This is a genomic window from Crossiella sp. S99.2 (genome assembly GCF_023094165.1).
Lineage (GTDB): Bacteria > Actinomycetota > Actinomycetes > Mycobacteriales > Pseudonocardiaceae > Crossiella.
This window is the reverse complement of the sequence record NZ_JALMDK010000008.1, coordinates 378,810-403,633: the sequence shown is the minus strand read 5'-3', so window position 1 is coordinate 403,633 and position 24,824 is coordinate 378,810. Positions and strand designations below refer to the sequence as shown.

General features: G+C 71.5%; 40 protein-coding genes. All 40 read left to right on the top strand.

Translation table 11 applies throughout. The features are described 5' to 3' along the window. Window positions 1–17 precede the first annotated feature (17 nt). The 40 genes from MZC64_RS30475 (at window position 18) to MZC64_RS30275 (ending at window position 24,820) form a co-directional block, all read left to right on the top strand. Window positions 18–530, top strand: a complete 513-nt coding sequence (locus MZC64_RS30475; protein WP_247762759.1) for a hypothetical protein — start codon at window positions 18–20, stop codon at window positions 528–530. Beyond that, on the top strand, window positions 527–964 hold the full coding sequence (locus MZC64_RS30470; protein ID WP_247762757.1) for a hypothetical protein: 438 nt from the start codon (window positions 527–529) through the stop codon (window positions 962–964). The genes MZC64_RS30475 and MZC64_RS30470 overlap by 4 nt, the downstream gene beginning before the upstream one ends. Next, window positions 961–1,395 carry a response regulator transcription factor gene (locus MZC64_RS30465; RefSeq protein ID WP_247762755.1) on the top strand — a complete coding sequence of 145 codons (435 nt, stop codon included), beginning with the start codon at window positions 961–963 and terminating at the stop codon, window positions 1,393–1,395. The genes MZC64_RS30470 and MZC64_RS30465 overlap by 4 nt, the downstream gene beginning before the upstream one ends. Next, window positions 1,392–1,805: a helix-turn-helix transcriptional regulator gene (locus MZC64_RS30460; RefSeq protein WP_247762753.1), complete on the top strand. Its 414-nt coding sequence runs from the start codon at window positions 1,392–1,394 to the stop codon at window positions 1,803–1,805. The genes MZC64_RS30465 and MZC64_RS30460 overlap by 4 nt, the downstream gene beginning before the upstream one ends. Continuing rightward, window positions 1,802–2,110: a hypothetical protein gene (locus tag MZC64_RS30455; RefSeq protein WP_247762751.1), complete on the top strand. Its 309-nt coding sequence runs from the start codon at window positions 1,802–1,804 to the stop codon at window positions 2,108–2,110. The genes MZC64_RS30460 and MZC64_RS30455 overlap by 4 nt, the downstream gene beginning before the upstream one ends. Next, window positions 2,107–3,135 (top strand): hypothetical protein, encoded by a 1,029-nt coding sequence (locus tag MZC64_RS30450; RefSeq protein ID WP_247762749.1) that lies wholly within the window; start codon window positions 2,107–2,109, stop codon window positions 3,133–3,135. The genes MZC64_RS30455 and MZC64_RS30450 overlap by 4 nt, the downstream gene beginning before the upstream one ends. Continuing rightward, window positions 3,132–3,596 carry a hypothetical protein gene (locus MZC64_RS30445; RefSeq protein ID WP_247762747.1) on the top strand — a complete coding sequence of 155 codons (465 nt, stop codon included), beginning with the start codon at window positions 3,132–3,134 and terminating at the stop codon, window positions 3,594–3,596. The genes MZC64_RS30450 and MZC64_RS30445 overlap by 4 nt, the downstream gene beginning before the upstream one ends. Beyond that, window positions 3,593–3,877: a hypothetical protein gene (locus tag MZC64_RS30440; protein WP_247762746.1), complete on the top strand. Its 285-nt coding sequence runs from the start codon at window positions 3,593–3,595 to the stop codon at window positions 3,875–3,877. Before MZC64_RS30445 ends, MZC64_RS30440 begins: the two co-directional genes overlap by 4 nt. Beyond that, window positions 3,874–4,140, top strand: a complete 267-nt coding sequence (locus MZC64_RS30435; RefSeq protein ID WP_247762744.1) for a hypothetical protein — start codon at window positions 3,874–3,876, stop codon at window positions 4,138–4,140. The genes MZC64_RS30440 and MZC64_RS30435 overlap by 4 nt, the downstream gene beginning before the upstream one ends. Then, window positions 4,137–4,466, top strand: a complete 330-nt coding sequence (locus MZC64_RS30430; protein WP_247762742.1) for a hypothetical protein — start codon at window positions 4,137–4,139, stop codon at window positions 4,464–4,466. Before MZC64_RS30435 ends, MZC64_RS30430 begins: the two co-directional genes overlap by 4 nt. Continuing rightward, on the top strand, window positions 4,459–4,869 hold the full coding sequence (locus MZC64_RS30425) for a hypothetical protein (RefSeq protein WP_247762738.1): 411 nt from the start codon (window positions 4,459–4,461) through the stop codon (window positions 4,867–4,869). Before MZC64_RS30430 ends, MZC64_RS30425 begins: the two co-directional genes overlap by 8 nt. Beyond that, window positions 4,862–5,338 (top strand): hypothetical protein, encoded by a 477-nt coding sequence (locus MZC64_RS30420; protein WP_247762736.1) that lies wholly within the window; start codon window positions 4,862–4,864, stop codon window positions 5,336–5,338. The genes MZC64_RS30425 and MZC64_RS30420 overlap by 8 nt, the downstream gene beginning before the upstream one ends. Then, on the top strand, window positions 5,325–5,846 hold the full coding sequence (locus tag MZC64_RS30415; RefSeq protein WP_247762734.1) for a hypothetical protein: 522 nt from the start codon (window positions 5,325–5,327) through the stop codon (window positions 5,844–5,846). Before MZC64_RS30420 ends, MZC64_RS30415 begins: the two co-directional genes overlap by 14 nt. Then, window positions 5,839–6,228: a hypothetical protein gene (locus tag MZC64_RS30410; RefSeq protein WP_247762732.1), complete on the top strand. Its 390-nt coding sequence runs from the start codon at window positions 5,839–5,841 to the stop codon at window positions 6,226–6,228. The genes MZC64_RS30415 and MZC64_RS30410 overlap by 8 nt, the downstream gene beginning before the upstream one ends. Continuing rightward, window positions 6,225–6,692 carry a hypothetical protein gene (locus tag MZC64_RS30405; protein WP_247762730.1) on the top strand — a complete coding sequence of 156 codons (468 nt, stop codon included), beginning with the start codon at window positions 6,225–6,227 and terminating at the stop codon, window positions 6,690–6,692. Before MZC64_RS30410 ends, MZC64_RS30405 begins: the two co-directional genes overlap by 4 nt. Continuing rightward, window positions 6,673–7,077, top strand: a complete 405-nt coding sequence (locus MZC64_RS30400; RefSeq protein ID WP_247762728.1) for a hypothetical protein — start codon at window positions 6,673–6,675, stop codon at window positions 7,075–7,077. The genes MZC64_RS30405 and MZC64_RS30400 overlap by 20 nt, the downstream gene beginning before the upstream one ends. Beyond that, entirely contained in the window at window positions 7,064–7,264 is a 201-nt protein-coding gene (locus MZC64_RS30395; RefSeq protein WP_247762727.1) for a hypothetical protein, read from the top strand. Before MZC64_RS30400 ends, MZC64_RS30395 begins: the two co-directional genes overlap by 14 nt. Window positions 7,265–7,385: 121 nt before the next feature. After that, window positions 7,386–8,303 carry a hypothetical protein gene (locus MZC64_RS30390; protein WP_247762725.1) on the top strand — a complete coding sequence of 306 codons (918 nt, stop codon included), beginning with the start codon at window positions 7,386–7,388 and terminating at the stop codon, window positions 8,301–8,303. After that, window positions 8,303–8,569, top strand: coding sequence for a hypothetical protein (locus tag MZC64_RS30385; protein WP_247762723.1), 267 nt, complete (start codon window positions 8,303–8,305; stop codon window positions 8,567–8,569). The genes MZC64_RS30390 and MZC64_RS30385 overlap by 1 nt, the downstream gene beginning before the upstream one ends. After that, window positions 8,566–9,435 (top strand): DUF2637 domain-containing protein, encoded by an 870-nt coding sequence (locus tag MZC64_RS48155; RefSeq protein WP_282106096.1) that lies wholly within the window; start codon window positions 8,566–8,568, stop codon window positions 9,433–9,435. Before MZC64_RS30385 ends, MZC64_RS48155 begins: the two co-directional genes overlap by 4 nt. Then, complete coding sequence (locus tag MZC64_RS30370; protein WP_247762722.1) at window positions 9,432–10,286, top strand: hypothetical protein; 855 nt, start codon at window positions 9,432–9,434, stop codon at window positions 10,284–10,286. The genes MZC64_RS48155 and MZC64_RS30370 overlap by 4 nt, the downstream gene beginning before the upstream one ends. Beyond that, window positions 10,286–10,537: a hypothetical protein gene (locus MZC64_RS30365; RefSeq protein WP_247762721.1), complete on the top strand. Its 252-nt coding sequence runs from the start codon at window positions 10,286–10,288 to the stop codon at window positions 10,535–10,537. The genes MZC64_RS30370 and MZC64_RS30365 overlap by 1 nt, the downstream gene beginning before the upstream one ends. After that, window positions 10,528–10,863 (top strand): DUF6221 family protein, encoded by a 336-nt coding sequence (locus MZC64_RS30360; protein WP_247762720.1) that lies wholly within the window; start codon window positions 10,528–10,530, stop codon window positions 10,861–10,863. Before MZC64_RS30365 ends, MZC64_RS30360 begins: the two co-directional genes overlap by 10 nt. Further along, the gene (locus tag MZC64_RS30355; protein WP_247762719.1) at window positions 10,848–11,714 is read left to right on the top strand and encodes a hypothetical protein; all 867 of its coding nucleotides are present in this window, start codon (window positions 10,848–10,850) and stop codon (window positions 11,712–11,714) included. The genes MZC64_RS30360 and MZC64_RS30355 overlap by 16 nt, the downstream gene beginning before the upstream one ends. Window positions 11,715–11,748: 34 nt before the next feature. Further along, window positions 11,749–12,549, top strand: coding sequence for a hypothetical protein (locus MZC64_RS30350; RefSeq protein WP_247762717.1), 801 nt, complete (start codon window positions 11,749–11,751; stop codon window positions 12,547–12,549). A gap of 156 nt (window positions 12,550–12,705) precedes the next feature. Beyond that, complete coding sequence (locus tag MZC64_RS30345) at window positions 12,706–12,915, top strand: hypothetical protein (RefSeq protein ID WP_247762715.1); 210 nt, start codon at window positions 12,706–12,708, stop codon at window positions 12,913–12,915. Between the two features lie 14 nt (window positions 12,916–12,929). Further along, window positions 12,930–13,187, top strand: coding sequence for a hypothetical protein (locus tag MZC64_RS30340; RefSeq protein WP_247762713.1), 258 nt, complete (start codon window positions 12,930–12,932; stop codon window positions 13,185–13,187). Between the two features lie 548 nt (window positions 13,188–13,735). Then, a complete protein-coding gene (locus MZC64_RS30335; protein WP_247762712.1) occupies window positions 13,736–14,260 on the top strand; it encodes a hypothetical protein in 525 nt (174 codons plus the stop codon). A gap of 70 nt (window positions 14,261–14,330) precedes the next feature. Next, a complete protein-coding gene (locus MZC64_RS30330) occupies window positions 14,331–15,881 on the top strand; it encodes a hypothetical protein (protein ID WP_247762711.1) in 1,551 nt (516 codons plus the stop codon). 17 nt (window positions 15,882–15,898) lie between these two features. Continuing rightward, window positions 15,899–16,114 (top strand): hypothetical protein, encoded by a 216-nt coding sequence (locus tag MZC64_RS30325; protein ID WP_247762709.1) that lies wholly within the window; start codon window positions 15,899–15,901, stop codon window positions 16,112–16,114. Then, a complete protein-coding gene (locus tag MZC64_RS30320) occupies window positions 16,111–17,535 on the top strand; it encodes a hypothetical protein (protein WP_247762707.1) in 1,425 nt (474 codons plus the stop codon). The genes MZC64_RS30325 and MZC64_RS30320 overlap by 4 nt, the downstream gene beginning before the upstream one ends. A gap of 29 nt (window positions 17,536–17,564) precedes the next feature. After that, entirely contained in the window at window positions 17,565–17,951 is a 387-nt protein-coding gene (locus tag MZC64_RS30315) for a hypothetical protein (RefSeq protein WP_247762705.1), read from the top strand. Continuing rightward, the gene (locus tag MZC64_RS30310) at window positions 17,948–20,740 is read left to right on the top strand and encodes a DUF6582 domain-containing protein (RefSeq protein WP_247762703.1); all 2,793 of its coding nucleotides are present in this window, start codon (window positions 17,948–17,950) and stop codon (window positions 20,738–20,740) included. The genes MZC64_RS30315 and MZC64_RS30310 overlap by 4 nt, the downstream gene beginning before the upstream one ends. A 99-nt stretch (window positions 20,741–20,839) precedes the next feature. Then, window positions 20,840–21,247, top strand: a complete 408-nt coding sequence (locus MZC64_RS30305) for a hypothetical protein (protein ID WP_247762702.1) — start codon at window positions 20,840–20,842, stop codon at window positions 21,245–21,247. Beyond that, on the top strand, window positions 21,247–21,531 hold the full coding sequence (locus MZC64_RS30300; protein ID WP_247762700.1) for a hypothetical protein: 285 nt from the start codon (window positions 21,247–21,249) through the stop codon (window positions 21,529–21,531). The genes MZC64_RS30305 and MZC64_RS30300 overlap by 1 nt, the downstream gene beginning before the upstream one ends. Window positions 21,532–21,538: 7 nt before the next feature. Beyond that, window positions 21,539–22,510 (top strand): hypothetical protein, encoded by a 972-nt coding sequence (locus tag MZC64_RS30295; RefSeq protein ID WP_247762698.1) that lies wholly within the window; start codon window positions 21,539–21,541, stop codon window positions 22,508–22,510. Further along, window positions 22,510–22,953, top strand: coding sequence for a hypothetical protein (locus MZC64_RS30290; protein WP_247762696.1), 444 nt, complete (start codon window positions 22,510–22,512; stop codon window positions 22,951–22,953). The genes MZC64_RS30295 and MZC64_RS30290 overlap by 1 nt, the downstream gene beginning before the upstream one ends. Before the next feature lie 83 nt (window positions 22,954–23,036). Then, entirely contained in the window at window positions 23,037–23,219 is a 183-nt protein-coding gene (locus MZC64_RS30285; protein WP_247762694.1) for a hypothetical protein, read from the top strand. Between the two features lies 1 nt (window position 23,220). Continuing rightward, a complete protein-coding gene (locus MZC64_RS30280) occupies window positions 23,221–24,231 on the top strand; it encodes a phage tail tube protein (protein WP_247762693.1) in 1,011 nt (336 codons plus the stop codon). Between the two features lie 28 nt (window positions 24,232–24,259). Next, the gene (locus MZC64_RS30275; protein ID WP_247762692.1) at window positions 24,260–24,820 is read left to right on the top strand and encodes a hypothetical protein; all 561 of its coding nucleotides are present in this window, start codon (window positions 24,260–24,262) and stop codon (window positions 24,818–24,820) included. Window positions 24,821–24,824: the final 4 nt, after the last annotated feature.

Below are 24,824 nucleotides of genomic sequence, written 5' to 3'. Positions count from 1 at the left end.
AGAACGGAGCTGCCGTCATGGGCAAACTGCCCACCCACCCCGTCCACCCCGTCCACCCCGTCGTACCCCCCACCGGCCGTCTGCTGCGCTGGCTGGGTATCCACCGCGACCTGCCGCCGATCACCCGCCTGTCCCTGGCCGCGGACCTGCTCGACATCCAGCTCCAACTCGGCGACCCCGACGCGGAGTCCCTGGACAGCGTGCTCGGCCTGGCCCCCCGGGCGAAGGTGCTGCTGCCCGCGCTGCTGGCCTGGCACGACGTGATCACCTGCCAGGTGATCACGGTGGAGGACCGCAAAGACGCGGGCATCGCCTACATCCGCGTGCACGGCCTGGTCCCCGACGAGCTGCCCGACATCCCCGTAACGGTGTTGATCACCCTGATCGGGCAGGACCGTGACCTGCTGGTCGCCGGGCTGGGCTCGGCCTGCACCGGACAGATCGAGCCGGAATTCCTGCGCGCCCTGGTCGACTACTCCGTCGCCGAGGGCCTGCCCACCGACGCCGACGCCGCGGCGGTGACCGGATGAGCGAGACATCCACACCGCGGTTCGGTGGCCGCGACACGCTGCGCCGCATCGAACGCCACCTCGCCCGCCACAGCAGGCTGTACTTCCCCACGCGGATCGAGTTCGACTCGTGGAAGGGCGCCAGGCTCACGCTGAACCACTTCGTGGCCGAGCCCCGCGCGCACCGGCCGCTGGCCGAGTGGGCCTCCTCGCTGGCCACGATCGACAAGATCGAGCTGCACCCGCCGACCACCTCCGACCGCACCCACGTGCTCGGCCGCCTGTACGCCGTCAAGATCATCGGCCGTCTGGGTCGAGTGCCCTCGCCGATGGTCACCCTGTGGGACATCCTCCCGCTGGACCTGGACGAGCCGATGTACCCGGCCGACGCGCCCCGCGAGCTGAGCACGGCGGAGTGGTCAGCGCTGCTGGTCAAGCTCGAGCTGGCTGCATGACCGACCGCAGCGCCCGCCGCGCCCGCGGGGCCACGTGGCTCACCCCCGCCCAGCGCACCGCGCTCAACCTGGTCGCCCAGGGCCTGACCACCAACGAGATCGCCGCCCGCCTGGTCCTCTCGCCCTCCACGGTGAAAACCCGGATCACCGAGTGCATGGACCGGCTCGGCGCGAACACCCGCACGGTCGCGGTGATGATCGCCGCCCATCAAGGGCTGCTCGACTTCGCACTGGTACCGCTGCCCACACCCAGTCAGGTCCGGGACACCGGAGAGCGCAGGTGGAGTGCCGTCAACTACCACCCCTTCCCCCTCTCCGACGGAGAACCGGTGTGGCTGGCCCGCTACGGATCGATGACGGCCGAGCACGCCACCACCCTGGCCGGTCAGCTCCTGGCCGCCGCCCAGCACGCCAGGCAGGCACGCCGATGAGCACCCCCCACCGCGGCCGCGGCCTTACCGAACCCCAGATCGCCGTGCTCCGCCTGGTCGCCGAGGGCCTGACCAACGCCGAGATCGCCGCCCGGCTCCACATCGCCCTCGACACCGTGAAATCACGCCTGTTCACGATCATGAAACGTCTCGGCGTCCGGACCCGGGCGGCCGCGGTCCTGCACGCACTCCACCTCGGCCTGCTGGGCGTGGCCACCGTCCGCCTCGACGGCCCAGGGGTCATCGACCAGCAGGGCCAGGCCTACTTCCACAACATCGTCTGTGATCCCGCCCGCGCCCCTCGCCCCATCCGCGCCGCCACCGGGGAATGGATCTCCACCGTCGAGGCACTCACCCGTGCGGCCGCGCTGTTCTCGGCCGTTCACTACGCCCAGGGAGGGCGACTGTGATCCACCCCGACCCCCACCCCCTGGCCGCCACCACCGCCCAGGCCGTGGTGCGCGCGGTGGTGGGCACCGACCCCCACCGGCTCACCGTCCACGTCGAGGACTGGGCCGACCGCGTCCTGGGCCGCTCATGGATGGCGGCCGCCGGTAACCCGCCCGCCCTGAACTACTCGTTGCGCGCCGCGTGGGCCCGGCTGCCCGTCGACGACGACGTGCTCTACGTCCACGCCGCCACCCGGACCGGCCCGGCCTTGCTGATCCACGTCTCCGAACTCGCCACCACCACCGACGAAGGGGCACAGCCGTGACCACCCCAACCCCGCCGCCGCACCTGGGCACAGGCCGGATCATGCCGACCGCCGCCCTGGCCCTGCTGCTCGCCGCGGTCCACCGCCCCAGCGACCACCCCGCCGCCCACGGTTCGCCGGCCGCCGACCCGATCGGCACCGTGCGCCTGGCCCCCGACACCGACCGGCTGTCCCCGACCGCGCACCGCCGCATCAAACTCCCCGTCGGCGCATGGCCCGGCTACTACTGGCGGGACCTCACCGGCGGCAACCTGCGCGAACTTGTCGGCGACGACCTCGAGATGGCGGGCTGGCCGGTGCAGCCCTCCCACGAGGTCGCCGCCGTTCTCGACCACCCCCTGCCCACGGCGGCCACCTCGGAGGCCGTGATGTGGGAGACGGTCGAGGACGCCCTGGCCGCCGTCGACCTCACCGCCGACACCGAAGCCCGCCGCCGCGGACCGGACTGGGATGCCAACGCCGAACGCCTCCGCCGAATCCGCGACGTGATCCGACCGGAGCACGCCCGCCTGGCCGCGCAACTCCACCGGCTGCTGCACCGCCAGCGCAACGCCACCGAGGAGACCGCCAAGCTGGCAGCCCGCCTGGCCGAGGCCACCACGCGCATCGACGTGGTCACCAAGAAGTACACCGAGCGCCAGCAGGCGGCCGCGGAGTACTTCACCGCCGCGGTGAACTGGGGCGCGCGGTACCGGCAGTGCGCCACCGCGCTGGCCCAGACCATGGGCGAGCGGGACCAGGCCCGCGCCGAGCTGGCCCGCCTGCACGCCACCCCGGCCGAATCTGACCCGCAGACCACGTGGACGTGGACCTGCCTGGCCTGCCGCCAGACCGTCGAGATCACCGGCGGGCGGGTCGCGGTGCACCAGCACCACGGCGCGGTCACCCGGCCCTACTGGACCTCGGCGGACTGCCCGCTGTCCAAGGCCCCCGTCCGGCTCTTCCTCAACGACCCGCCGACCGGGTTCGACCTCGGCGAGTTCGACCCGGCCTGCCCGCTCTTCACCGTGGAGATCCAGCGATGAACCGCACCCGCCAGGACATCACCGACCTGCTCGCCGAAGACCTCCTCGGCCTGCTCGACTACACCTCGCGGGTGTTCAACGCCGCCGACGAGGGCAACGGGCACTACCTGCACGACAAGGCACGCGCGTTGCTGCTGGCCGCCCGCCGGGTCTATGACCGGCTCTCCACCGGCGACCGCCCGGACAACCCCACCGAGGCCCGCGAGTTCCACGAGACCGCGACGTTCGACCCGGTGCGCCTGCGCGCACTGCTCACCGACCAGGGCCGCTTCCACCGCGCGGGCCGGGCGCTCTACCCCCTCGGCGGGGACACATCCGCCGCGGCCGCCCAGCACGCTCTGGAACGGGCGGCGCTGGACTTGCAGTTTGGTGGCCCCGACACCGCCGGGTTGACCTCCGCCCAGGCGTGCGCGGTGGCGAAGTGGCTGCGCGAGCAGGCCCCGAAGCGGGTGACCCCGTGACCCTCGACCTCGACGACACCACCCACTGCCCCGGCGCCGAGGCATGCGCGGGCTGCGGGACCCCCGAGAACCTCCACCTCAACACCTACGACACCCAGCTGGGCGTGTACTGCCAGACCGTGTGCGCCCGCTGCACCACCGCGGGCTCACCGTCGCCGATGGGCCTGTACGACGTGATCGACCTGGTCCTGGCGCACTGCGGGCACCTGGGGTGTGACCTGGACGAGGCGGCCGCAGTCCGCGCCGCCGAGCGCGAGGACACCGCCGGAGGTGCCTGGTGAGCTACGAGACCCGCGCCTACGACACGCCGTCCCCGTTCGGCCCGGAACCGGTGGTCGTGCTCGTCGTCACCGGCACCCACGACGTGTCCCGCCTGGTCGGGCTGTTCGCCGGTGGCCCGGTGCTCATCGAGCAGATGCAGGTCGGCGAGACGATCCGCGCCCAGGTGCGCCGCCACAACGGCGGCAAGGCCGCGCTGGAGTTGCTGGCCGCGCACGGCGGCCCGGACTTCACCCAGGACGACACCGCCGGCGGTGCGCGATGAACGGCCGCGACCGCCTGCCGTGGCGGGACCGCCTCATCCTGCTGGCCTGGGCCGGACTGGCCAACCTCACCAGCCTGGTCCTGCGCTGGCGCACACCCACCCCCCGGCCAGCCCGCCCGACCGCCCGGCTGGCCCCGTGCCCGAGCCCCACCCCGGAGGCCTGCGACTGGCCTACCTGCACCAGCTGCACCACCGGGCCGGTGATGCCGACCGCGGACCACGTGCCGTGCGAGGGCTGCACCCGCCCCACCGCCGGGTTCGACGTCGACGGCACCTTGCTGTGCCCGGCCTGCATCGCCGAGATCACGGAGGCCGACCGTGGCTGACCTGTCCGCCGAACACCGACTGTCCTGCGACGGCGCCGACCATGTTCAGCCCGTCGGGGAATATGAGGGCCAGCCATATGACGGCCAGCACGGGGAGCCGTCGACCGGTGGCCTGCCGGAGCAGTGCATGTGCGGCCACTTGACCTACTTCTCCTGCCCGGACTGGTTCCCGGGAGAGGACGAACCGGACGTCATTCCTCCGTTGCCTGACTCCTTCGCCAACCCGTACCTGCTGTGCCCGCGGTGTCAGCGGCAGGTCACGAACGTGGACTTCGGCACTAGCCCTGCCCGGTCGCTGCCGTGTGGCCACACCGAGGGCTACGCCGACGTGTGCTTCTCGTGGGACCCGGTGCAGGGGTGCACCTGCCCGAGCGGAACCCACAAGGAGGCTCCCCATGGCTGACCTGCCCCCAGCAGAGGCAACATCCTGGGTCACCGAGTACGTCGTGTCGTGCCTGCCCTACGAGTCACTGTCCACAGTGGACGGCCATACCTTCGCGGTGACCGTGGCCTACGCCGGCCACGACCGGTGGGCCGTGCGCTACCTCAGCACCTGCTACGCCGCCGACGGCACCCGCTCCCACGAGCCAATCCCCTCCGCGCGCACCGAGGACTGGCTGGCCCGGCACCGCTTCGACCTGGACACCGCACTGCGCATCGCCCGCTGGGCCGCGCCGCAACTCCGCGTCAACGGCCGCACCGTCACCGACGCCCTCCGCCGCCACCAGGAACCACACGTGGCTGACTGCGAAATCTGCCCCGGCAACTGGAACTGCCACGGCGAGAACGACCCGGAGAACTGCACCTGCACGAACTGCACCGGCAACACCCGGTGCCCGGAGTGCAGGGAGGACGACAGTGGCGACTTCTGACCAGACCCCGGCCCCACCGGACAAGCGCGCGGATCTCGCTGGCCGGGTGTGCCGTCTGGTGCACCGGCACTTCCCGTACTGCGACCACAACCAGGTGAACGCCTTGGTGGGTCAGGTGTGGACCGAGGTTCAGATCACTCTGGACCAGAGGCTGCCTGCTCCGGCCACTGTGGACCGCGACACCCTCGCCGAGATCGCCGCCGAACGCGGCCGCCAGGACAAGCGGTTCGGCGAGCAGAACCACCGTGACGGCACCGGCAGCCTGGACCAGGTCGACCTGGCCAGGATCGCGAAGAAGTGGTGCGAGGACAGCTTCGGATCTGGATACGGCACGTGGGCTGACGTCCTGGCCGAGGAAGTCACCGAAGCGTGCGCCGAGCGCGACCCGGCGAAGCTGCGCGCCGAGCTGGTGCAGGTGGCTGCGGTGGCCGTGGCCTGGATCGAGGCCATCGACCGGCGCAAGGCCAGTGCTGGCCTCGCCGCCCTGCAGGAGGTGGACCGTGGCTGAGACCCACCGCCGAATGCGCTCGCTCGCCGTCGGCTCCGGCCTGGTCGCCGTGCTCGGCGCGGTGCTCACCGGCTGCACCGCCGAGACCCCGGCCGATGAATACGACCACGTCGCGGTCTGTGTGGACCCGCGCACCGGCGACCGCGTCGAAGACACCCGGTGCGGGGATGGCGACGGCGGGTCTGGCGGGATGGCCTGGTTCTGGATCTCCACCACCAGCAGCCACGCCGCGCCCGGGGTCGGCCAGCGCGTCAACCTCGCCCACGGCAGCTACACCCGGCCGCCGCAGACCTCCAGGGTGCAGCGCGGCGGAGTCCCTGCCGCCGGGGGCACGGTCACCCGCGGCGGGTTCGGCGTCTCCGGCACAGGAGGTGGTGGATGAACGCAACACCGAAGGCCCCACCGGCCTGGGTCCCCCTAGCTCGCCGGATCCTGGCGGCCTCCGCGGACAACCGGCACGCCGAGGCCTCCCGGCTCATGCAGGAACTCCTCAACCGGTACGGCTCCGCCGCCGGGCTGCCCGCCCTGTTCGCGATGATCGACGCCGCAAACACCAGCGCGGGCCACCGGGCTGGCCAGCACCCGCGCCAGCTGATGTACCTGTGTGCCGACACCGGCCAGCTCCAGACCGCCGACCAGGTGAACCCCGCGGTGCGCTGGGCTGGGCGCCTGATGGTCGCCCGCGCCGCCAACGACCGCGACCAGGCCGAGGCGCTGATCAACTCAGTCCCCTCCGACAACGACAAGCAGTGGTCGGACAACGTCCTCGCGGTGATCAACATGTGTGGGCAGATGGTGCGCGGGGCACGCGGCCGCGCCGGAGGCGGTGAGTCCGATAGCCGGTGACCACGATCGCGACCAGCACGCCCGCACCCGCTTCGCCGAGCTGTGCGCCCAGCTCGACGAGATGGTGGCCCAGCTTGGGGGACCGCGGTACTACAACCGCCGCGGCGAGCAGATCACCTACACCCAGCATCTGCTGAGCACCCCGGCCGATGTGTCCGTGGCCCGGACGGTCCTCGACGGCACCACGGTGGTGACCTCCTGCACCCAGCGGGACTTCGGTGGCAACCATCCGCCGCTGATCTTCGAGACGCTCGTGCAGTCCGACAACCCCGCCCTGCCCGATCAGATCGAGCGGTACGCCACCGAGGACGCCGCCCTCGCCGGCCATCAGCGCTGGGTCGAGCGCGCCCGCGCCGAACGGGAGGTGGTCGATGGCCCGCCCTGACCCGCCCGCCTCCCCGTCCGGCCGGTGGACGGAGATCCCGCTGGACGGCATGCCGTGCTCCTGGTGTCACCGCCCCGCCCTGCTCATGATCGTCAGCGGCTCCTACAGCGTGATCGGCCACACCGCCCGAGGTCTGCCGCTCTGCCCGCCTGATGCCATTCCCGGCCAGATCCCGGACCGGGGCTGACTCAGCCACAACTCCATACGCGGCCGCCTGGCCGACCTCCTCACATCCCTCTCGATCAGGCGGCCGCAGCCACCACCGCCGTCGCGGCCCCGGCCGCGCTGACCACGAGAGGGGTGCCCACATGTCCGCTCGCACACACGCCGCGGTGTACTTCGACATCTGGGACGACGAAGCCTTCTGCAGCCTGTCCGGCCCCAGCCAGCTCGTCCGGCACTTCCTGGTTGAGCAGCCCAACCTGGCCTACTCCGGGGTGCTGCCGCTGACCCTGGGCCGCTGGGCCCGCACACTCCGCTCCCTGGGCGCCGAGCGCCTCCGCACGGCCCTGGCCGAACTCGCCAGCACCGGCTTCGTCCTCATCGACGAGGACACCGAGGAAGTGTTGCTCAGGGACTTCGTGCGCTCCGACCGGCTCTGGCGCATGCCCCACATGCTGACCTGCTCCATCCGCGAGGCCCGCCTCATCCACTCCCCGAAGCTGCGCCAGGCCTACGGCGCCGACCTCGTCCGCATCATCGAGGACCCGGCCCTGGCCGAGGAGGTCGCCCGCAAGTTCAGCCCGGCCAACCGGGCCGCGGCCTACGAACTCGCCGGCGCCGCCCCACCATTCTCACCTCCCGGACCGCCCCCCGGGGAACCCCTGCCCCAACCCCTCGCGAACCCCTCCGCCAACCCCTCGGCAGGGGATAGCCCAACCCCTCCCCTAGCCCCTGCCCCAACCCCTGTCGCAACCCCTCGCGAGGGGCCTGGTGTAGGTGCAGGTGCTGGTGCACCTGCACCACAAGACCCCCCCTCCCCCCGCCAGCAGGCAGAACGCCCACCACCGCCCAGTTGCCAACGCCACGGGCGGCCGCGCCGAAACTGCCTCGCCTGCGCCAAGGCCGCCCTGCGCGCCTCGCTGCCCCCGCCCTGCTCCGACCACGAGGGCCGTCACCGCATCAACGCCGAGGGCCTGCCCGTGCGCTGCCCGGACTGCAACCCGCAAGGCGAGTTCGTCCCGGAGGTGCCGCGTCACCTCAGCGCCGTCGCCGGTGGTGGCTGATGGACCCCCGCGACCCGATCGCCCTCGCCTTCCCCGGCCGCTGCGGTCACCGCGACCTCGCCCAGCGCGTGCCGTGCCCGGACCCCGGCTGCGAAGCCGCCCCCGGCGCGCCGTGCCTGCGCCGTGACGGCGTGCCGATGGAGCACATGGACCACCCCCGGCGCCTGGCCATCGCCACCCGTGCCCTGCTGGCCGGCGACCTCCCCGACCCCGCACCGCCGCCCGCCCCCAGTACCACCGACCCCCGACAGGACCCGACCCGATGACCGCCAACGCCGACACCGCCCACGACGCCGCGGCCCGCGTCGAGCAGGCCGTGCAGAACGCGATCATGTGCCTGATCGCCGTGGCCGCCGGAGCCAGCGCCTTCACCCACGTGCACGACCTGTCCGTCAGCTACGGCCTGCCCGACTGGCAGGGCTGGAGCAACGCCGTCGTCATCGAGCTGCTCGCCGTGACCGCCGGGCTGGAGCTGCGGCGGCGTCGGCGCGAGGGCAAGACCCCCGCCTTCGCCGCCGGAGTCCTCGCCGTGGCCGTCCTGGTCTCCCTGGCCTGCCAGGTCGCCGAGGCCCACCCCTCGCCGTGGGGCTGGACCCTGTCCGCGGTCCCCGCCCTCGGCCTGCTCGCGGTGGTCAAGCTGGTCCTCGGCCGGACCACCACCCCCACCCCGGACCCGGCACCCGCGGAGCCGGTCACCGTCCGGACCGCGGACCACGACCCGAGCCCGGACCGGACCGCCCCGCCGGTCCAGCCCCCGCGCCCCGGACCGCCGGTCCGCGCCGCCGCGCCCGCCGGTCCGGACCGCGGACCGGACCCGGACCAGGGCCGCCCGGACCAGGGCCGCGGACCGCGGACCGCGCGGACCACGGACCTGGTCCCCGGACCGCCGGTCCGGACCCCGGCCCCGGCCTACGCCGCCGCGGTCCCGCGAACCGAGGTCCGCGCGGTCCTGGACCGAGACCCGCGCCTGGCCATCGCCGAGCGCCTGGTCCTCAAGGCGGGTCCGGACCGCCCGCCGACCCGCCGCCAGCTCGTCGAGGCCATCCGCGACGCCGGGCACCAGGTCGGCACCACCACCGCCGGGGACCTACTCCGCCAGGCCCGCGCCCGCCACTCGGGAGGACCACAGTGACCGAGACCGACCTGACCGCGGTCCTGGCCGCCATCGACGACGCGCTGGCCCCGGTGTGTGGCTGGCGCCAGGCCCGGCTGGACCCGGCCGCGCCGTCGCCGGACTTCTGCGAGGAGACCTGCCAGCAGCTGTTCCTGGAGCACCAGACCGACCCGCTGGTCGAGGCCGACGAGCTGGCCGGCCCTGAGGACCGGGCGCAGACCTCCGGGCGCCCGGTCCGCTCCGGCGGGGCCAGCAGGCAGCGACGGTTCTCCCCGCTGTGGGTGCCGGGCACGGTCGTGACCGCGGACCACATGCTGGCGGCTCTGGCCGGAGGCCGGATCGGCCTGGCCCCGGCCCGGACCGACTGGGCCCGGGAACACCGCCAGGTCCAGGAGCTCCTGGACCGGATGGCCGCCGAGCTCCACCCCGGCCCGGACCGCGGTCAGGGAGCGGGTCAGCCGGTCCGGACCGCCCGTGTCCGGAACCGTCAGCCTGACCCGGTGACCGGCCTGCGCGAGGTGACCGCGGACCGGGCGCGGTCGGCCGTGGCCCTCGGCATGGACGGCGTGGCCGCCGCGGCGGCCACCAGGAACCTTCAGCGCAACCTCGCCGCGATGATGTCCGCGGCACCGGTCCGGCTGTCCGCGACCGTCGCGCGGGCCATAGCGGACCTGGCCCCGCCGCCACCGCCACCACCGCCCCGGTCCGCTCTGGTCCGGGCCTGGTCCGAGCTCGCCCCCACGGCCGGGCAGCTGCTGCACCACGCGGGCCGGATCGTCGCGGCCATCGTGGGACAGCTGGCCGACGAGGTCCGCAGCCTGCGGCTGGTGGTCCGCGCGGTCCACGCCCTCGCCCGGCGGCGGTCCTGATGGCCGAGCTGGACCCCGGCCGCATGGCCACCGGCCGGCCGGTGGCCACCGCAGACGAACGCCGCGCCGGACTCGCCGCGGCCTGCTGGGTCCTGGGGACCGGGGCCACCGGGGACCAGGCGGTCCAGGTGTGCGCGGACCTGCTGCACCACCTCGGCCTGACCGCGTTCGCCCGCCAACCCCGACGCCGCAAACACCAGGCACGCGGCAACGAAACCCCCAGCGCTGACCAGGGAGCGACATGGACTTGATCGACTTCATCCGCGCCCGGCTCACTGAGGACGAGGCGGAAGCCCGCCAGTTCGATGGCGTGCGACCAGACCGGTACGAGGTCGACAACCTGGAGGTCTCACCCGAGTACGTGACCCTCTACATCAGCCCGGCCCGCGTGCTCCGCGATGTGGCTGCCGCCCGCGAGCTGCTCGACCTCTACATCGAGGTCTCCTACGCGGTCACCCCGGGCGGCAATGACTATGTTGCCTGGGGTCTCCGCACCGGGCTGGACATCGCGGTCCGGCTGCTGGTCACCCGCTGGGCCGACCACCCGGACTACCTCGCCGAATGGCGGCCACAGTGATCACCGGCGGCCTGTGCCTGCTGTGCCCGCGAACCACAGACCTGGGCTCCATGCTGTGCCCGCGATGCTCCAACGAACTGTGGCTGGCCCTGCGCCGACTCACCGAGACCTACGCGATCGTGGCCACCAGCACCAGCCTCCGCCTGCCCGGCACCAGCAGCGGCACCGGCCGAGCCACCCCCGGATACGGCTCGCGGTCCCCGGCCAACGACGACGTCATCATCCTCACCGACCCTCGCACCACCCTCGATGAGTCCCTGCGCGCCCGCTCTGTGCCCGCGGTGCTCTCCCAGTGGGTGCGACAGGTCGCCGAGGAGACCGGCGCCCTGCCCCCCGGCCCTGCCACCGTCGCCGCCGACGTGAACTACCTGGCCGGGCAATGGGGCTGGATCGCCCGGCAACCGTGGGTCGATGAGTTCGCCACCGAGATCCGCGAGCTGACCCAGGCCGTGATCGCGGCGCTGCGCCTGGAGCACCGGCCGGTGCCCATCGGCCCATGCCCCACCAAGGTGCTCGCCGCAGGCAGGATCCGGCCCTGCGGCCGGACTCTGCACGTGCGCCCCGCCGCCAGCCGGATCCGCTGTTCGGCCTGCGACACGGTGTGGCCGCGCCACCGGTGGGGTGAACTCGGCCAGGCCCTCGGCGACCCGCGCTCTGACTACGCCCAGCTGGCCACCTGGCTCAACATCCCAACCGGGACCCTGCGCCGCTGGCGCGCCCAAGACCGCTGGACCCCAGACCCAGCACGCGGCCGAGGCCGCGAGACCTGGCTGCGCGCGGAAGCCCTGGCCTCCTGGACCCGCCGCCACGGCACCGACCCCGGCGAGCCGCCTGATTCCGCCGTCACCTGAACGCCACCCGCGCCAAGAAAGGGCACTCACCCCCATGACCGACTCCTCCGCGGCCACCTCATCCGAGCGGGCCTGGCCCACACGGGCCGAGCTCTGGGCCGCACTCAGCACCGCGCGAACAGAGGAACGTGACTGCGGCAACCCCTGGCATGGAGTCCTGGACCGGCTGCTCGCCCACTCCGTTTTCGTCGAGACCCTCACGCAGGTAACCCGCATCCTGGAACAGGCCCGAGAAGGCGACTCCTACTCCGTGCGCCGCCAGGCGATGGACGCGATCAGCGCGGACCTGCCCGGCCCTGACGACGAGGACCGGCGGTTGATGCTGCTGACCGCTCGCGCGGCAGCGTACATGCGCTCCTCCACGACCGCGGTGCAGGAATGGGAGCTGGCTGTGCACGCCTACACCGCCTGCGCGCAGGCGGCGATCACCGCCGTAGCTGCCGGGCGCGGGCCAGCCAACGCCTGGGACCGGCTGCCCGGCGAGCCTGGGCTCAGCCCGTACCACCTCGACCAGCTTCCGATCTTGCCCGCTGGTATCCCGCGCTGGGAGAAGGGCTACTCACTGCTGGGCACCGCGGAGCGAGGTCTGGAGGAGGTCGAGGAGGCCGCGCGCGGCGCCCGGGAGCTGTGCGAGTGGGAGGACCCAGACACCGGCGAGATCATCGACACCAGCCCCGCCGAGCACATGATCGAGGAGTACGACGCCCTCCTTGAGGAAGCCGAGCGCCTGCCCGAGGCGCTGGCCGACTGGGCCACTGCGGTGTCCTGGACCCTGGCCACCACCCTGCGCGGCAGGCTGACCCCGCCCGTGCCCGCGGCCTGCGACACGCCATGAACTCTCTAGGTACTTGCCGCTGACCTGCGGCGAACATAACGTGTGCTCTGCTGGAACTGCTGCGGGCAGCGGCAGTCACGGCGTGGTTACGGAGTTCATCACCGAGACCCCCGCACCGGACATGGTGCGGGGGTCTCGGCGTAGCAGGGAGAGACCATGCAGCTGGCCAACCGCCACCCCAGCACCCAGCACCTCGGCAGGTTCTTCGCCTACAGCCACCTGCCCGAGCACCTCCAGGCCCCAGCACAGGTCATCCACGACGCCGCGGCCGACCTGCTCGCCCTGGTCCCCGACGGCCCGGAGCTGACCACCGGCCTGCGCAAGCTGCTGGAAGCCAAGGACTGCATGGTCCGCGCCCTGCTCTGACCTGGAGGTCCACCGTGATCCCCATCTGCCACGCCCCAGGCTGCGATGCCCCGGCCACCCGGTGCTGGCAGCGTGCCGCCACCGCGGCCGAACTCGCCTCGCTGCCCGAGCTGGCCGCCGCCGAAGGGCAGGCCGCCGCGGTCAAGCTGGGCTGTGACGAGCACGCCGTGCCCATCGAGGCCGCGGCCGCGCTGCACGAGGCGGACTGCCAGGCCCCGCCGGAATGCACCTGCACCCCAGCACACCCACCCGCCGACCCACTGCCCTTCTGAGCAGGGGGTGCCATGCCGCTGCGCCCCTGCCTCGGCACGTCGGCACGCCGCTGCGGCCAGCTCACCCCGAACCCGCGCTGCCGCACCTGCACCGCCGAGGTCGAGCTGACGCGCACCCAGGGCAAGCGGGCCAAGCGCCCGTACACCGCGGCCGAGCGAACCCGGCGCGCGCGTGCTGTCGCCGCTCACCGCGCACAGCACGGTGATGTCTGCCCAGGGTGGGAGGTGCCGGCCCACCGGGCCAGCGACCTGACCGCCGACCACCACACCCCGGTGGGGGCAGGAGGGCAGGAGGGTGGGGCACTCGGTGTGCTCTGTCGATCATGCAACGGCCGCAAGGGGGCATGGCCTGACCGTCACAATCAGTGACATCGAGTCTGATCATGGTCGGGCTGCTCCGAATGCCACCCCCCGGTCTTGATCCCTCCGACCTGGGCAAACGTGACCCCGCCACAGCCTCCCTTTTTTTGGTGGTACCACCGGCCCCCGTTTTCCCCGAACGGCCCATTTTCCGTGAGGAGTCATCACTCAGCGTGAAGGGGGTTGGGATGCCGCGGACGAAGAAACCCGCTGGTCAAGCCATCGACTCCCGCAACGGGCAGCGCGCCGAGCTGATCGTGATCACCGGCGGGGACACCCCCGCCAAGACGCCGCCGGCGCCGCGCGGGATGCGCGCGGATGCGATGAAACTCTGGCGGGCCTACTGGGCGGATGTGATCGCCGGGGTCTGCCAGCCCTCGGAGTTGTGGCTGGTCAGACGATGGATCTCGAACTTCAACCGCTACCAGATCCTCATGAGCGCCGCGGATGCCGAGCCGATGGTGCTCGGCTCCATGGGCCAGCAGCGTCTCAACCCCGCCTACGACCTGGCGCTGAAGCTGGAGGCCAGCCTGCGCGCCGATGAGGTGCAGCTGGGGTACGGGCCGAAGAACCGGGCGGGCCTGGGCATCGCGGTGGTCGAGCAGCAGCGCACGCTCAACGATCTCAACGCGCAGTACGGGGGCGAGGATGGCCGCACCGACCACGTCCCCGAAGAAGCCGACGACGAGGACCCCCGCCGCACGGCGGACTGACCCGGCCTGCCAAGCCTGCGGCTGGCGCCCGGCAACCGGGAAACTGTGGCCCTCCCAGGGGCACACGGCGGTGCGCTGGATCCAGGACAACCTCATCCACGGGGAAGGCGACTGGTACGGGCAGAAGTTCAAGCTCCGCCGCGACCAGAAGCTGTTCCTCTACCGCTGGTACGAGCACTGCGGCAACCGCAAGTGCGGGCAGTGGCGCTACGACGAAGCCCTGCGCGGGGCCGCCACCGGCGACGGCAAGACCGCGTTCGTGGCCGCCATCGTGTGCCTGGAGTTCGCCGGACCCTCCTCGATCGCCCCGCCCAGCCCGAACATCCCGATCGCCGCGGCCAGCTTCGACCAGGCCAACCTGCTCTTCAGCGTCGTGGCCACGATGCTGGGCGGCCGCGACAACATCGCCACCGAGTCCCCGCTCTGCGGGATGTTCGAGGTCTACGACACCGTGATCACCCGCCGGGACGGCAAGCCCGGAAAGATCCACCGGGTCGCCGCGGTGGCCGGCACGAACGAGGGTGGCCTGCCCTCGCTGTTCGTGTGCGACGAGCTGCACGAGTGGGGCGAGGTCGGCTCCAACCGCGCCCGCGTGGCCACCGTCATCGGCAAGAGCACCAAAAAGCGGCGGATGCCGCGCGGGGCCGGACGCATCCTGAACCTGTCCACCGCCGGGTTCGACGTCGACCACTCCCTGCTGGGCGCGATGTACAAGCTCGGCAAGAAGGCGGCGAAGAAGCCGAGCCTCGCGCCACGGTTCCTCTTCGACTGGCAGGAGGCGCCCGCCGGGCTGGACTACAAGCTGGCCAAGGACCGCGAGATCGCCGTCCGCGCCGCCTCCCAGGCCGCTGACCTCCAGTGGTCGGTGGCCGACCGGGTGGCCGAGTGGGGCAAGCCGAAGTACCCGGCGCACGAGTGGATCCGCTACTTCGCCAACCGGTGGGTACCCGTGACCGAAGACTCCTGGCTCAAGGACCACCCCGGCGCATGGGCCAGCTGCGAAGGCCGCTGGTCCTCCTCCGACAGCAACCCCTGGGTGCTCACGGTGGACATGGCGCTCAAACACGACAGCGTGGCCGTGGCCCGCGTCGAGCTGCTGCCCGACGGGCGGATCGCGGTCACCACGACCATCTGGACCGCGGAGAAGTCCAAGGACGGGCGGATCAACCACGCCGTGGTGTGGGACCACGTCAAGAAGCACGCCCGCGGCTCCGGCTTCCGCGGGGTGGTCTACGACCCGCGTTTCTTCGAGGTGCCCGCCCGGCTGCTGGAGGACGAGGGAATCCCGGTCATCCAGTTCGACCAGACCGCCCAGCGGATGGCACCGGCCTGCGGACTGACCTTCGACCTCATCCTGGCCGCCACCATCGTCCACAACGGCGACGAGGACCTGGCCGCGCACGTCCTCTCGGCCACCAAGCGCCTGCAGGAACGCGGCTTCACCTTGTCCAAGGGCCGGTCCAAGCGGCACATCGACGCCTGCATCGCGATGTGCATGGGCGTGTGGGTGCTGCACGAAGTCCCCGAACCGGAGGCCCCGCCGGCGGCCGCGGCCAACAACGCCCCGGCCGGGAACGACACCAGCGACCTGTTCCGCCCTACCCAACGACTCAGCCTCTAACCCAAGGAGGACAGGCCGTGCTGCTGTCCAACGTGCTCGGCGTGGCCGGGCTGACCGGCCTGGTGCTGGCGGTGTTCATGCTGACCGGCTCGCCGTGGTGGACGCTGCTGCTGGCCAGCCTGCTGCTGCTGTCCGTGGCCTACGCGATCTACACCCACACCCCACCCGCCGAGCCCGCGCCGAACACACCGCCCGCGGCCGCGGCGCCCGAACCCAGGCGAGGTGGCGTGTGAGGAGCTGGCTGTTTCCGACCCGGGCGACCGAGGCGACCCCCGCGCAGGTGGTGGCCACCGGCGCGGCCGGGGGCGCCTGGGGCACCGATCCTCTCGATGACGACCGCGGGTGGAAGCCCGCCGGGTCCGGCCGCCGTGAGGTTCCACCGTGGACCCAGGAGAAGTCGCGGATCTACTCGGTGGCGGCCTACCGCGCCAACCCCATGGCCAGGGCCATCATCGACACCTACACGAGCTTCTGTGTCGGCGATTCCGGTGTGTCCACAGTGGCCACCAACGCCGAGGTAGGCCAGGTGGTCGCCGAGTTCTGGAACGACCCGCGTAACCGGCTCGGTGACCGGCAGGAGGCGATGCTGCGGGACCAGCTGCTCACCGGCGAGACGCTGCTGGAGATGATGACCGGCACGGTCTCCGGGGTGACGCGTTTCTCCCCGATCGACACCACCGCGGTCACCGATGTGTTGCTGGAGAAGGGAAATCCGCTGTGGCCCCGCGCGGTCGTCCTCGGTGCGGGCGAGCAACGGCGCGAACTCACCGTCGCTCAGGTTGATGACAGCACCGGCCTGCGTGACGGCGAGGCGATGTGGTGGACCCCGTTCAAGGCGTTGATGTCCGACCGGCGCGGCCAGCCGTTCCTGGAGCCGGTGCTGGACTGGCTGGACTCCTACGACACCGTGCTGTCCAACCTGATCGACCGCACCGCGCTGGCCCGCTACCTGGTCTGGGACGTCACCGTCGACGGCGGCCAGGAGGAGATCGACGCGTTCGTGCGCGCCCGCGGCGGGCTGCACGTGCCGCGCTCCGGCGGGGTCGAGGTCCACAACGCCGCGGTGAAGTGGGAAGCCAAGAACGTCCAGACCGGCGCGTATGAGGACTCCGCGGCCGCCAAAGCGGTGCTGACCCTGGTCGCCGGTGGTACCGGCCTGGCCAAGACCTGGCTGGCCGAGCCCGAGGACGCCAACCGCGCCACGAGCTTGACGATGGCCGAGCCGGTGCGCCGCCGGGTCGCCGGGGTGCAGAAGGTGTGGCTGGGCAACCAGACCGAGATGACGCGCTACGCCGTCGACAAGGCCGTGGCCGCCCGCCGTCTGCCGGAGACGGTGACCGCGACCGACCCGAAATCCGGGACCACCTACGACATCCCGGCCTGCCAGTCGGTGATGGTCACCGGCCCCGAGGTCGCCGCCGCCGACGCCCAGATCACCGCCCAGGTCCTGCTCAACCTGTCCACCGGCCTGGAAAAGCTCGTCGCCACCGGCGCCCTGAGCACCGAGGCCGCGCAGATGGCCGCCCGCCGCGCCTGGGAGGACTACGTCGGGGTGCCCTATCACCACGACCTCGACAGCCCCGAGGCCGACCGGGACGACATCGCCACCCATATCGACGACACCGCGTCCGCGCCGCTGCGCGCGGTGACCTGATCCGTACCACCGCCCCGGAGGGCTCTGTCATGACGCAGTACCACGAGTTGGCCGCCCACATCCTCGGCATGAAGGTCAGCGAGATCACCGACGTGCAGCGCACCGCCAGCGGTCAGGTGGTCACCACCCACGACGGCCAGCGCACCCTGATCACCCCCGAGGGCCAGGCCGTGCCGCTGACCGGAGGCGAGTTGCTCGGCGAGCACAGCGAACCCGTTCCGCCGGCCGAGACCGACCCGGCTGCCGACGGCGAGGAGGTCGACGAGGACCCGGTTCCCGAAGGCACCGCCGAAGAAGTCCTGGCCTGGGTCGGAGAGGACACCGAGCGCGCCCGCCTGGCCCTGGAGCACGAGCAGGCCCGGGAGCGTCCGCGCGTGACGCTGTCCAAGGAACTGGAGAGGCTGGCGACCCCGTGACCGAGCAGAGGCACGGCTGGGTCACCCCGCGCCCGGACGGGACCCGGGAGAACTGCGGCGGGCCGGGCCGCTGCGCCCCGTGCAGCCACGAGTCCCTGCAGGCCGGATTCCGCGGCGAGCTGTCCCACCTGACCCAGCCCACACCCGAGCAGCTCACCTGCCCCAGCTGCGGTACCCGGTTCACCCCGGACCGCCTGGCGCGAGCCACCGAAGCCGAGGACGGCGACAAGCCCTACGGCGAGGTCGAGTACGCCGACCCGGGCTACCAGGCCGACGGCAAGAAGCGGTACCCGATCGACACCGCCAAGCACGTCAAGGCCGCCTGGTCCTACATCTCCCGGCCCGCCAACGCCGCGAAGTACAAGAAGGGCGACCTCAACCGGATCCGCGCCCGGATCAAGCGCGCCGCGCGCGGCTTCAAGATCCAGCTCGCCGAGGCCGCGGCCGAAGCGCTGATCAACGGCCAGCTTTCCTACAGCGACGTTCAGGAACTGCTCGGTGCCGCCTTGCGCGAACGCGCCCAGGCGGCCGTGGGCGGGTACTGCTGGGTGTGGGTGGTCGACCTGACCGGCGCCGAGGTCGTCTACCAGTCCGATGACACCGGCCTGTACCAGTGCTCCTACACCCTGAGCACCGGCCCGGACGGCAAGACCACGGTCACCCTGGGCGAGTCCGTCGAGGTCGCGCGCACCTACGCCCCCCTGTCCGCTTCGGACACCGAGACCGAGGCGGTCACCGAGGCGGTCACCGAGGAACGCGCCCACATCCTGGGCCGCGTCATCGAGTCCAAGGGCAACACCGCCGGCGGCGGGCGGATCTTCCGGGTCCGGGTCATCGCCTACGGCGACAGCAAGAACGGCCGCCGCTACCCCGAGTCGGTATTGCGCGAGGCGGTGGCGCTCTACGAAGGCGCCGGGGCCTATGACCACCACCGCGACGACGCCGAGCTGCGGACCTCCACCATCGCCGGACTGGTCGGGCACTACCGCAGCGTCGAGGCCACCGCCGACGGCCTCGAAGCCGACCTGCACCTGCTGCCCTCCGCGGCCCACGCCGCCGAGGCCCTCGATGCCAGCCTGGCCGCGCAGGCCGAAGGCCTGGCCCCGGTCGTGGGGATCTCCCACGACGTGATGGCCGAGTGGCGGCCGCTGCAGATCGGCGGCCGCCGCATCCAGGAAGCCACCGCGATCCGCAAGGTCAACTCGGTGGACATCGTCGCCAGCCCCGCCGCCGGCGGCCAGGCCACCCGCGCGGTGGCCGGCGGCATCGACCCCGACCCGGCAGGCACCCCGCCAGCCGGAGACAGCACGGAGGAGGACAGCGTGACCACCACTGAGAGCGTGCTCGCCGCACTCGGGACCGCCACGGACGAGCAGCTCGCCGCGGTCGGTCTGCGCAAGGACACCGCGGCCGCCACCACGGAATCGACGGCACCGCCGCCCGAGCCCGTGGGCGAGCTGAAGACCAGCTACCTCGGCCGCCTGATGATCCGAGGCAAGCTGGCCGAGGCGGGCCTGCCCGAGACCACGGTGGAGGCGGTGACCGAGGCGCTGCCCGAGCGCATCACCGAGTCCACCGTGGACACCCACATCGCCGCGATCAAGGCCAGCCTCGGCTTGATCGAGCGCGCCGGGCTGACCCCGCAGCACACCGCCGCGGTCCAGGTCACCCAGGAAGCCCTGGACAAGAAGAAGACCGCGCTGGACAACTTCTTCGCCGCCAACTACCGCGAGGGCTACCGCTCGTTCAAGGAAGCCTTCGTCGACATCAGCGGCGTCCGGCCGCTGGCCCTCGACGACGACTTCAACAAGACGATGCTGCGGGAGTCCATCGGCGGCCGCGGCAACTATGACTCCGCCCGGACCAGCCGGTCCACCGAGTCGCTGACCTCCACCAGCTGGGATGCCATCCTCGGCGACAGCATCACCCGCCGCATGGTCGCCGAGTACGGCCGGCCGAACTTGCAGACCTGGCGGCAGATTGTCTCCAGCATCGTGCCGGTCAACGACTTCCGGTCGCAGAAGATCGACCGGCTCGGCGGGTACGGTGTCCTGCCCGCGGTCAACCAGGGCGCTCCCTATCAGCCGCTGACCAGCCCTGGGGATGAGGAAGCCAGCTACGCGATCACCAAGCGCGGCGGGACCGAAGACCTCACCCTGGAGATGCTGGCCAACGACGACATCCGTTCCATCCAGCAGCTGCCCACCAAGCTCGGCCTGGCCGCCGCGCAGACGCTGTACCGCTTCGTGTGGGACATCCTGCCCACCAACGCCGCGACCAGCTACGACAGCACGGCGTTGTTCCACACCAACCACGCCAACACCGACGCGGCTGCGGTGCTGGGACAGTCCACACTGGCCACCGGGCGCCGCAAGATGCGCCAGCAGACCGCCTACGGCGATTCCTCCGATGTGCTCTCGATCATCCCGCGCACGCTGGTGGTGCCCTCCGCGCTGGAAGAGATTGCCTTCCAGCTGGTCACCTCGGCGGTGGCGATCCCCTCCACTCCGGCCGGCCCGTCGGACACCCCGAACCTGCACCAGGGCATGCAGATGCTGGTCATCGACTACTACAGCGACGCCAACGACTGGTTCGTCATCTGCGATCCGAGCTACTGCCCCACGATCGAGATGGGCTTCTACCAGGGCCGCGAGGATCCGGAATTGTTCACCCAGGCCGATCCGTCGGTGGGCTCGATGTTCGACGCCGACAAGATCACCTACAAGATCAGGCACACCTACTCCGGCGCGGTCCTGGACCACCGCGGGTTCTACCGCGGCGCCAACTGACCCACCCTCCCACAAGTCCGTGCTTCACCTCGGCGAGCGCTCGCCGAGGTGAAGCACGGACGCCTCCCCCTAGAACCGTTGTCCTGCAAGGAGATAACAGTGCCGCAGCTCAAGGAAATCCGGGGCGACCAGTGGTTTGCGATCAACGTCGCCGGTGCCGGGGTGGCCGCCACCGTGGCGGAGTTCGCCGGACTGATCGTGCCGTTCAATGCCAAGGTCACCGCGGCCAAGTGGGTGCCGGAGTCCTCCATCACCGCCCACGCCGCCAACTACTTCACGCTGACCCTGCGCAACCGGACTACCGGGGCGGGCTCCCTGCTGGCAGCCAGTCGCGCGTATTCCGCGGTCAACTCCGTCGCCATGGCCCCGGAGTCGATGACCCTGTCGGGGACCGCGGCCAACCTCAACGTCGCCGAGGGCGACCACCTCTCGGTGGAGAAGCTCGTCGCCGGTGACGGCCTGGCGATGCCCGCCGGTGTGGTCATGGTCGCCCTCCAGGTCCGCTGATGAGCAACCGTCCCGCAGCCAACCCGGTCGGGGTCACCACCTCCGCCGCGGTGTTCTCCGGCGCGTGCGTCTACAAGGGGGTGTCGGTGCGGGAGACTGCCGGGGCGGTGGCCTCGCTGCGTATCTTCGACGGCACCACGGCCGCCGGTACCCTTCTCGCGGCGATCTCCCTGCCCGCCAACGGGTCCTTCGCCGAGAACCTGCCCGACGGTGTCCGGGCCACCACCGGCATCTACTTCTCGGTGGTGGCCGGGGCGGTCGAGGGTTCGGTCAGGGTGGGGTGATGCAGCCATGCCCACGCTGACCCGCGTAGCCCGCACCAGCGCGGCCACGCTGGACCACGTTTTCCTGGTGGGCGAGACGGCCACGGACTCCACCACCACGGTGACCGTGGCCGTCACCGACGCCAACGGCGCCACGGTCATCTCCGGCAACGCCACCTCCGCCGGCGCCGCCACCGGCCGCTACACCTTCCCGTTGCCCGGCCAGGCCCTGCTGGGGCTGCTGACGGTGGCCTGGTCGGCGACCATCGCCGCCACCGCGGTGACCGAGCAGGATCAGGTGGAGATCACCGGCGGGTTCCTGTTCACCCTGGTCGAGGGCCGCGGCTCGGATGAGTCGCTGACCTCGACCACGAAGTACCCCACAGCGAAGCTGGTCGAGGCCCGGCTGGAGGTCGAGCAGGAGTGCGAAGAGATTTGCGACCGGGCCTTCGTGCCGCGCTACCGCCGTGCCCTGCTGGATGGCACCGGCACCTCCGAGCTGGTGTTGCCCACCAGCGACGTGCGCTCGATTCGCGCGGTGCGCATGGCGCCCCGGGCGGGCGGGACGTTCACCGCGTTCACCGCCTCCGAGCTGGCCGCGCTCGTCGCTACTGAGGCCCAGGTCCTGCGCCGGGTGGACAGCAACGTCTTCACCGAGGGCCTGGCCAACGTCATCGTCGAGTACGAGCACGGCTGGGACGCGCCGCCGGCGGATCTGAAAAAGGCTGCGCTGCAACGGCTTCGCAGCCGGTTGAACCTCACGCGCACCAACATCCCCGACCGCGCCGCCAGCTTCGTCAGCTCCGAGGGCGGCACCTACCGGCTGACCCTGCCCGCCAAGTACCAGACGGGCTTGCCGGAGGTCGATGCGATCTACGCCCGCTACTCCCGGCGTGCGAGTTCCGAGGACGGCGAGGGCGGCACCAGCGGCGGGCCGGCCTCGCGGACGCTGGACTTCGATCCGCAGTACTACTCGCTCTACCACGGTGGGAGGCGCTGATGGCCGGAACCAACGCGGTGGTGATCAAGAAGGCCCTGGTGGCTCTGCTCACCGCGGCGCCGTCGCTGGCCAGTGTGCAGGTGGCGTATCAGTGGCCGGGCCGGATCACCGAGCGCGAACTCATCCATCTGGGCCGGGTGCGCGCCAGCCAGGAGTACGCCGCGTTCAAAGCCACGGGCAGGATCCCGCGGCACGAAACGCTCATGGTCTCCGTGCACATCATCGTCATCCTTCCCGGCGGCAGTGTGGAGGAGACCGACGAGCGCGCTACCGCGCTGGGCCTGGTCCTGGAAGAGGCTGTCGCCGCCGATGCCAACCTGACCGACCCGGCGGGCCTGCTCTACGGAGGGGTGGACTCGGTGGAGCTGGAGTACGAACTCACCGATGACGGCGCCACCAGCCTGCTGACCTACGAACTGAAGTTCGAGTCGCGCCTGACCTGATCTCCTGACACCCCAACATCTTCAGCGTCTGACCGGATCGCACCCGGCGCGCTGCCGCACGCCTTGGAGGCACCGTGCCCCGAATGCGCAGCCCCTACGACGAGGACCGCCACATCCCGTGGCTGGGCCGAGACGTCAGCCCTGACGAGGTGGTCGAGGTCCCGGCCGAGTTCGTCGAGAACTTCCTGGCCGCCGGGTGGACCGAGGCCGACAAGCCCGCGGCGCCACGCAAGAAGGCCGCCGCCGAAGAGATCGTGGAGGGCTGAGATGGGGATCGGATCCGGTCTGGGCAGCAGCCTCGGCGCCCGCGCCGAGAGCACCTACGGCACGTACCTGGCGCCGAACTTGCGCTGGTATGAGTGCAACTCGGTCAAGCTCGGCAAGACCAAGAACGTCGTGATGTCCAAGGCCCTGGCCACGCGCACGGTGTCGCCGGCCAGTCGCCGCGCGGTCACCACCAGGGGCGGTGGCGGTTCCTTCGAGATGGAGGTCTCGCGCAAGGGCGGGCTGGGGTTGCTGCTCAACACGCTGATCGGTGGCACGGTCACCCCGGCCCAGCAGGCCGCCACCGCCGCCTATCTCCAGACCCATCCGCTCGGCGCCACAACGGATCCCTTCGGCAAGAGCCTGACCCTCCAGCTCGGCACCCCGGATGCCGGGGGCACCTCCCGCCCCTACACCCACCTCGGCGCCAAGTTGACCGCGGCGGAGTTCTCCTGCGGGATCGACGAGTACCTGATGGCGAGCTTCGAGGTCGACTCCCGCGATGTCACCGAAGCCGAAACCCTTGTCGCGCCAAGCTATCTGGCCGCGACGAAGGCATGGCACTTCGGCCTGGGCACGATCAAGGTCGGGGCCACCGTCGGCGCGGCCGCCGCGGTCGACGGCGTCCGCAAGATGGCGCTGAAGTTCGACAGAAAAATGGATGTCGAGCGCCAATATTTCGGTGGCGGTGGTCTCAAGGACGAGCCGATCCTCAATGACTTCACCGAGATCACCGGAACGATGGAGGCCGACTACATCACCAAGGCGGATTTCGCCGACCGGTTCCGCGACGACACCCAGTTCTCCCTGATCTGGGAGTTCGTGGGCGATGTCATCGAAACCTCCTACTCCGAGACGCTGCGCTTCACCCTGCCCGCGGTGTTCCTGGATGACCAGAGCCCGAGCCCGGACGGCCCGGGGCTGGTGAAGATGCCGCTGAAGTTCACCGTCCTCAACGACGGCACCAACGCCCCGGCCACGGTGGAGATCATCAGCGTGGACACCGCGCTGTGAGAACGGGGGGTGCGCGGTGGTGGTCGACATGCGCGTGTTCGGCGCCGACCGGTTCAAGGTCGTTGCCGCCAAGTTGAAGAAGGCCGGCCACACCGGGATCTACCGGTCCCTGGCCAAAGCCATCCGGGTCTCCACCAAAGACGCCGTCGACGACGTCAAACGAACGGTGGAGTCCCTGCAGATCGACGGCCAGGGCTCCGGCGGCAGAGGTGGCGGTGCCCGCGCCCGCTCCGCACACGCCCTGTCCAAGCGCCGCAAGATCAGCGCCGCTGCCCGCGCCAAGGCCCAGGCGGGCAGCGGCCTGCGGGCCAGCGTCAGCCGCGCCATCCGCACCCACATCCGCGCCAGCGGCCGCCCCACCGCCGCGGTGCGGATCAAGGTCGAGCGAAACCTCATGCCGCCGGATCAGCGGAAGCTGCCCGGCCACATGGAGAAGGGCTCGTGGAGGCATCCGGTGTTCGGCAACCAGCAGAACTGGGTTGCCCAGACCTCCACCCCGAACTGGTTCAAAGGGACATTGCGCAAGCACGGTCCGGCCGTGCGCCGCGAGATCGACCGCCAGGTCACTGCCGCCATCAGGTCCATCTAGGACA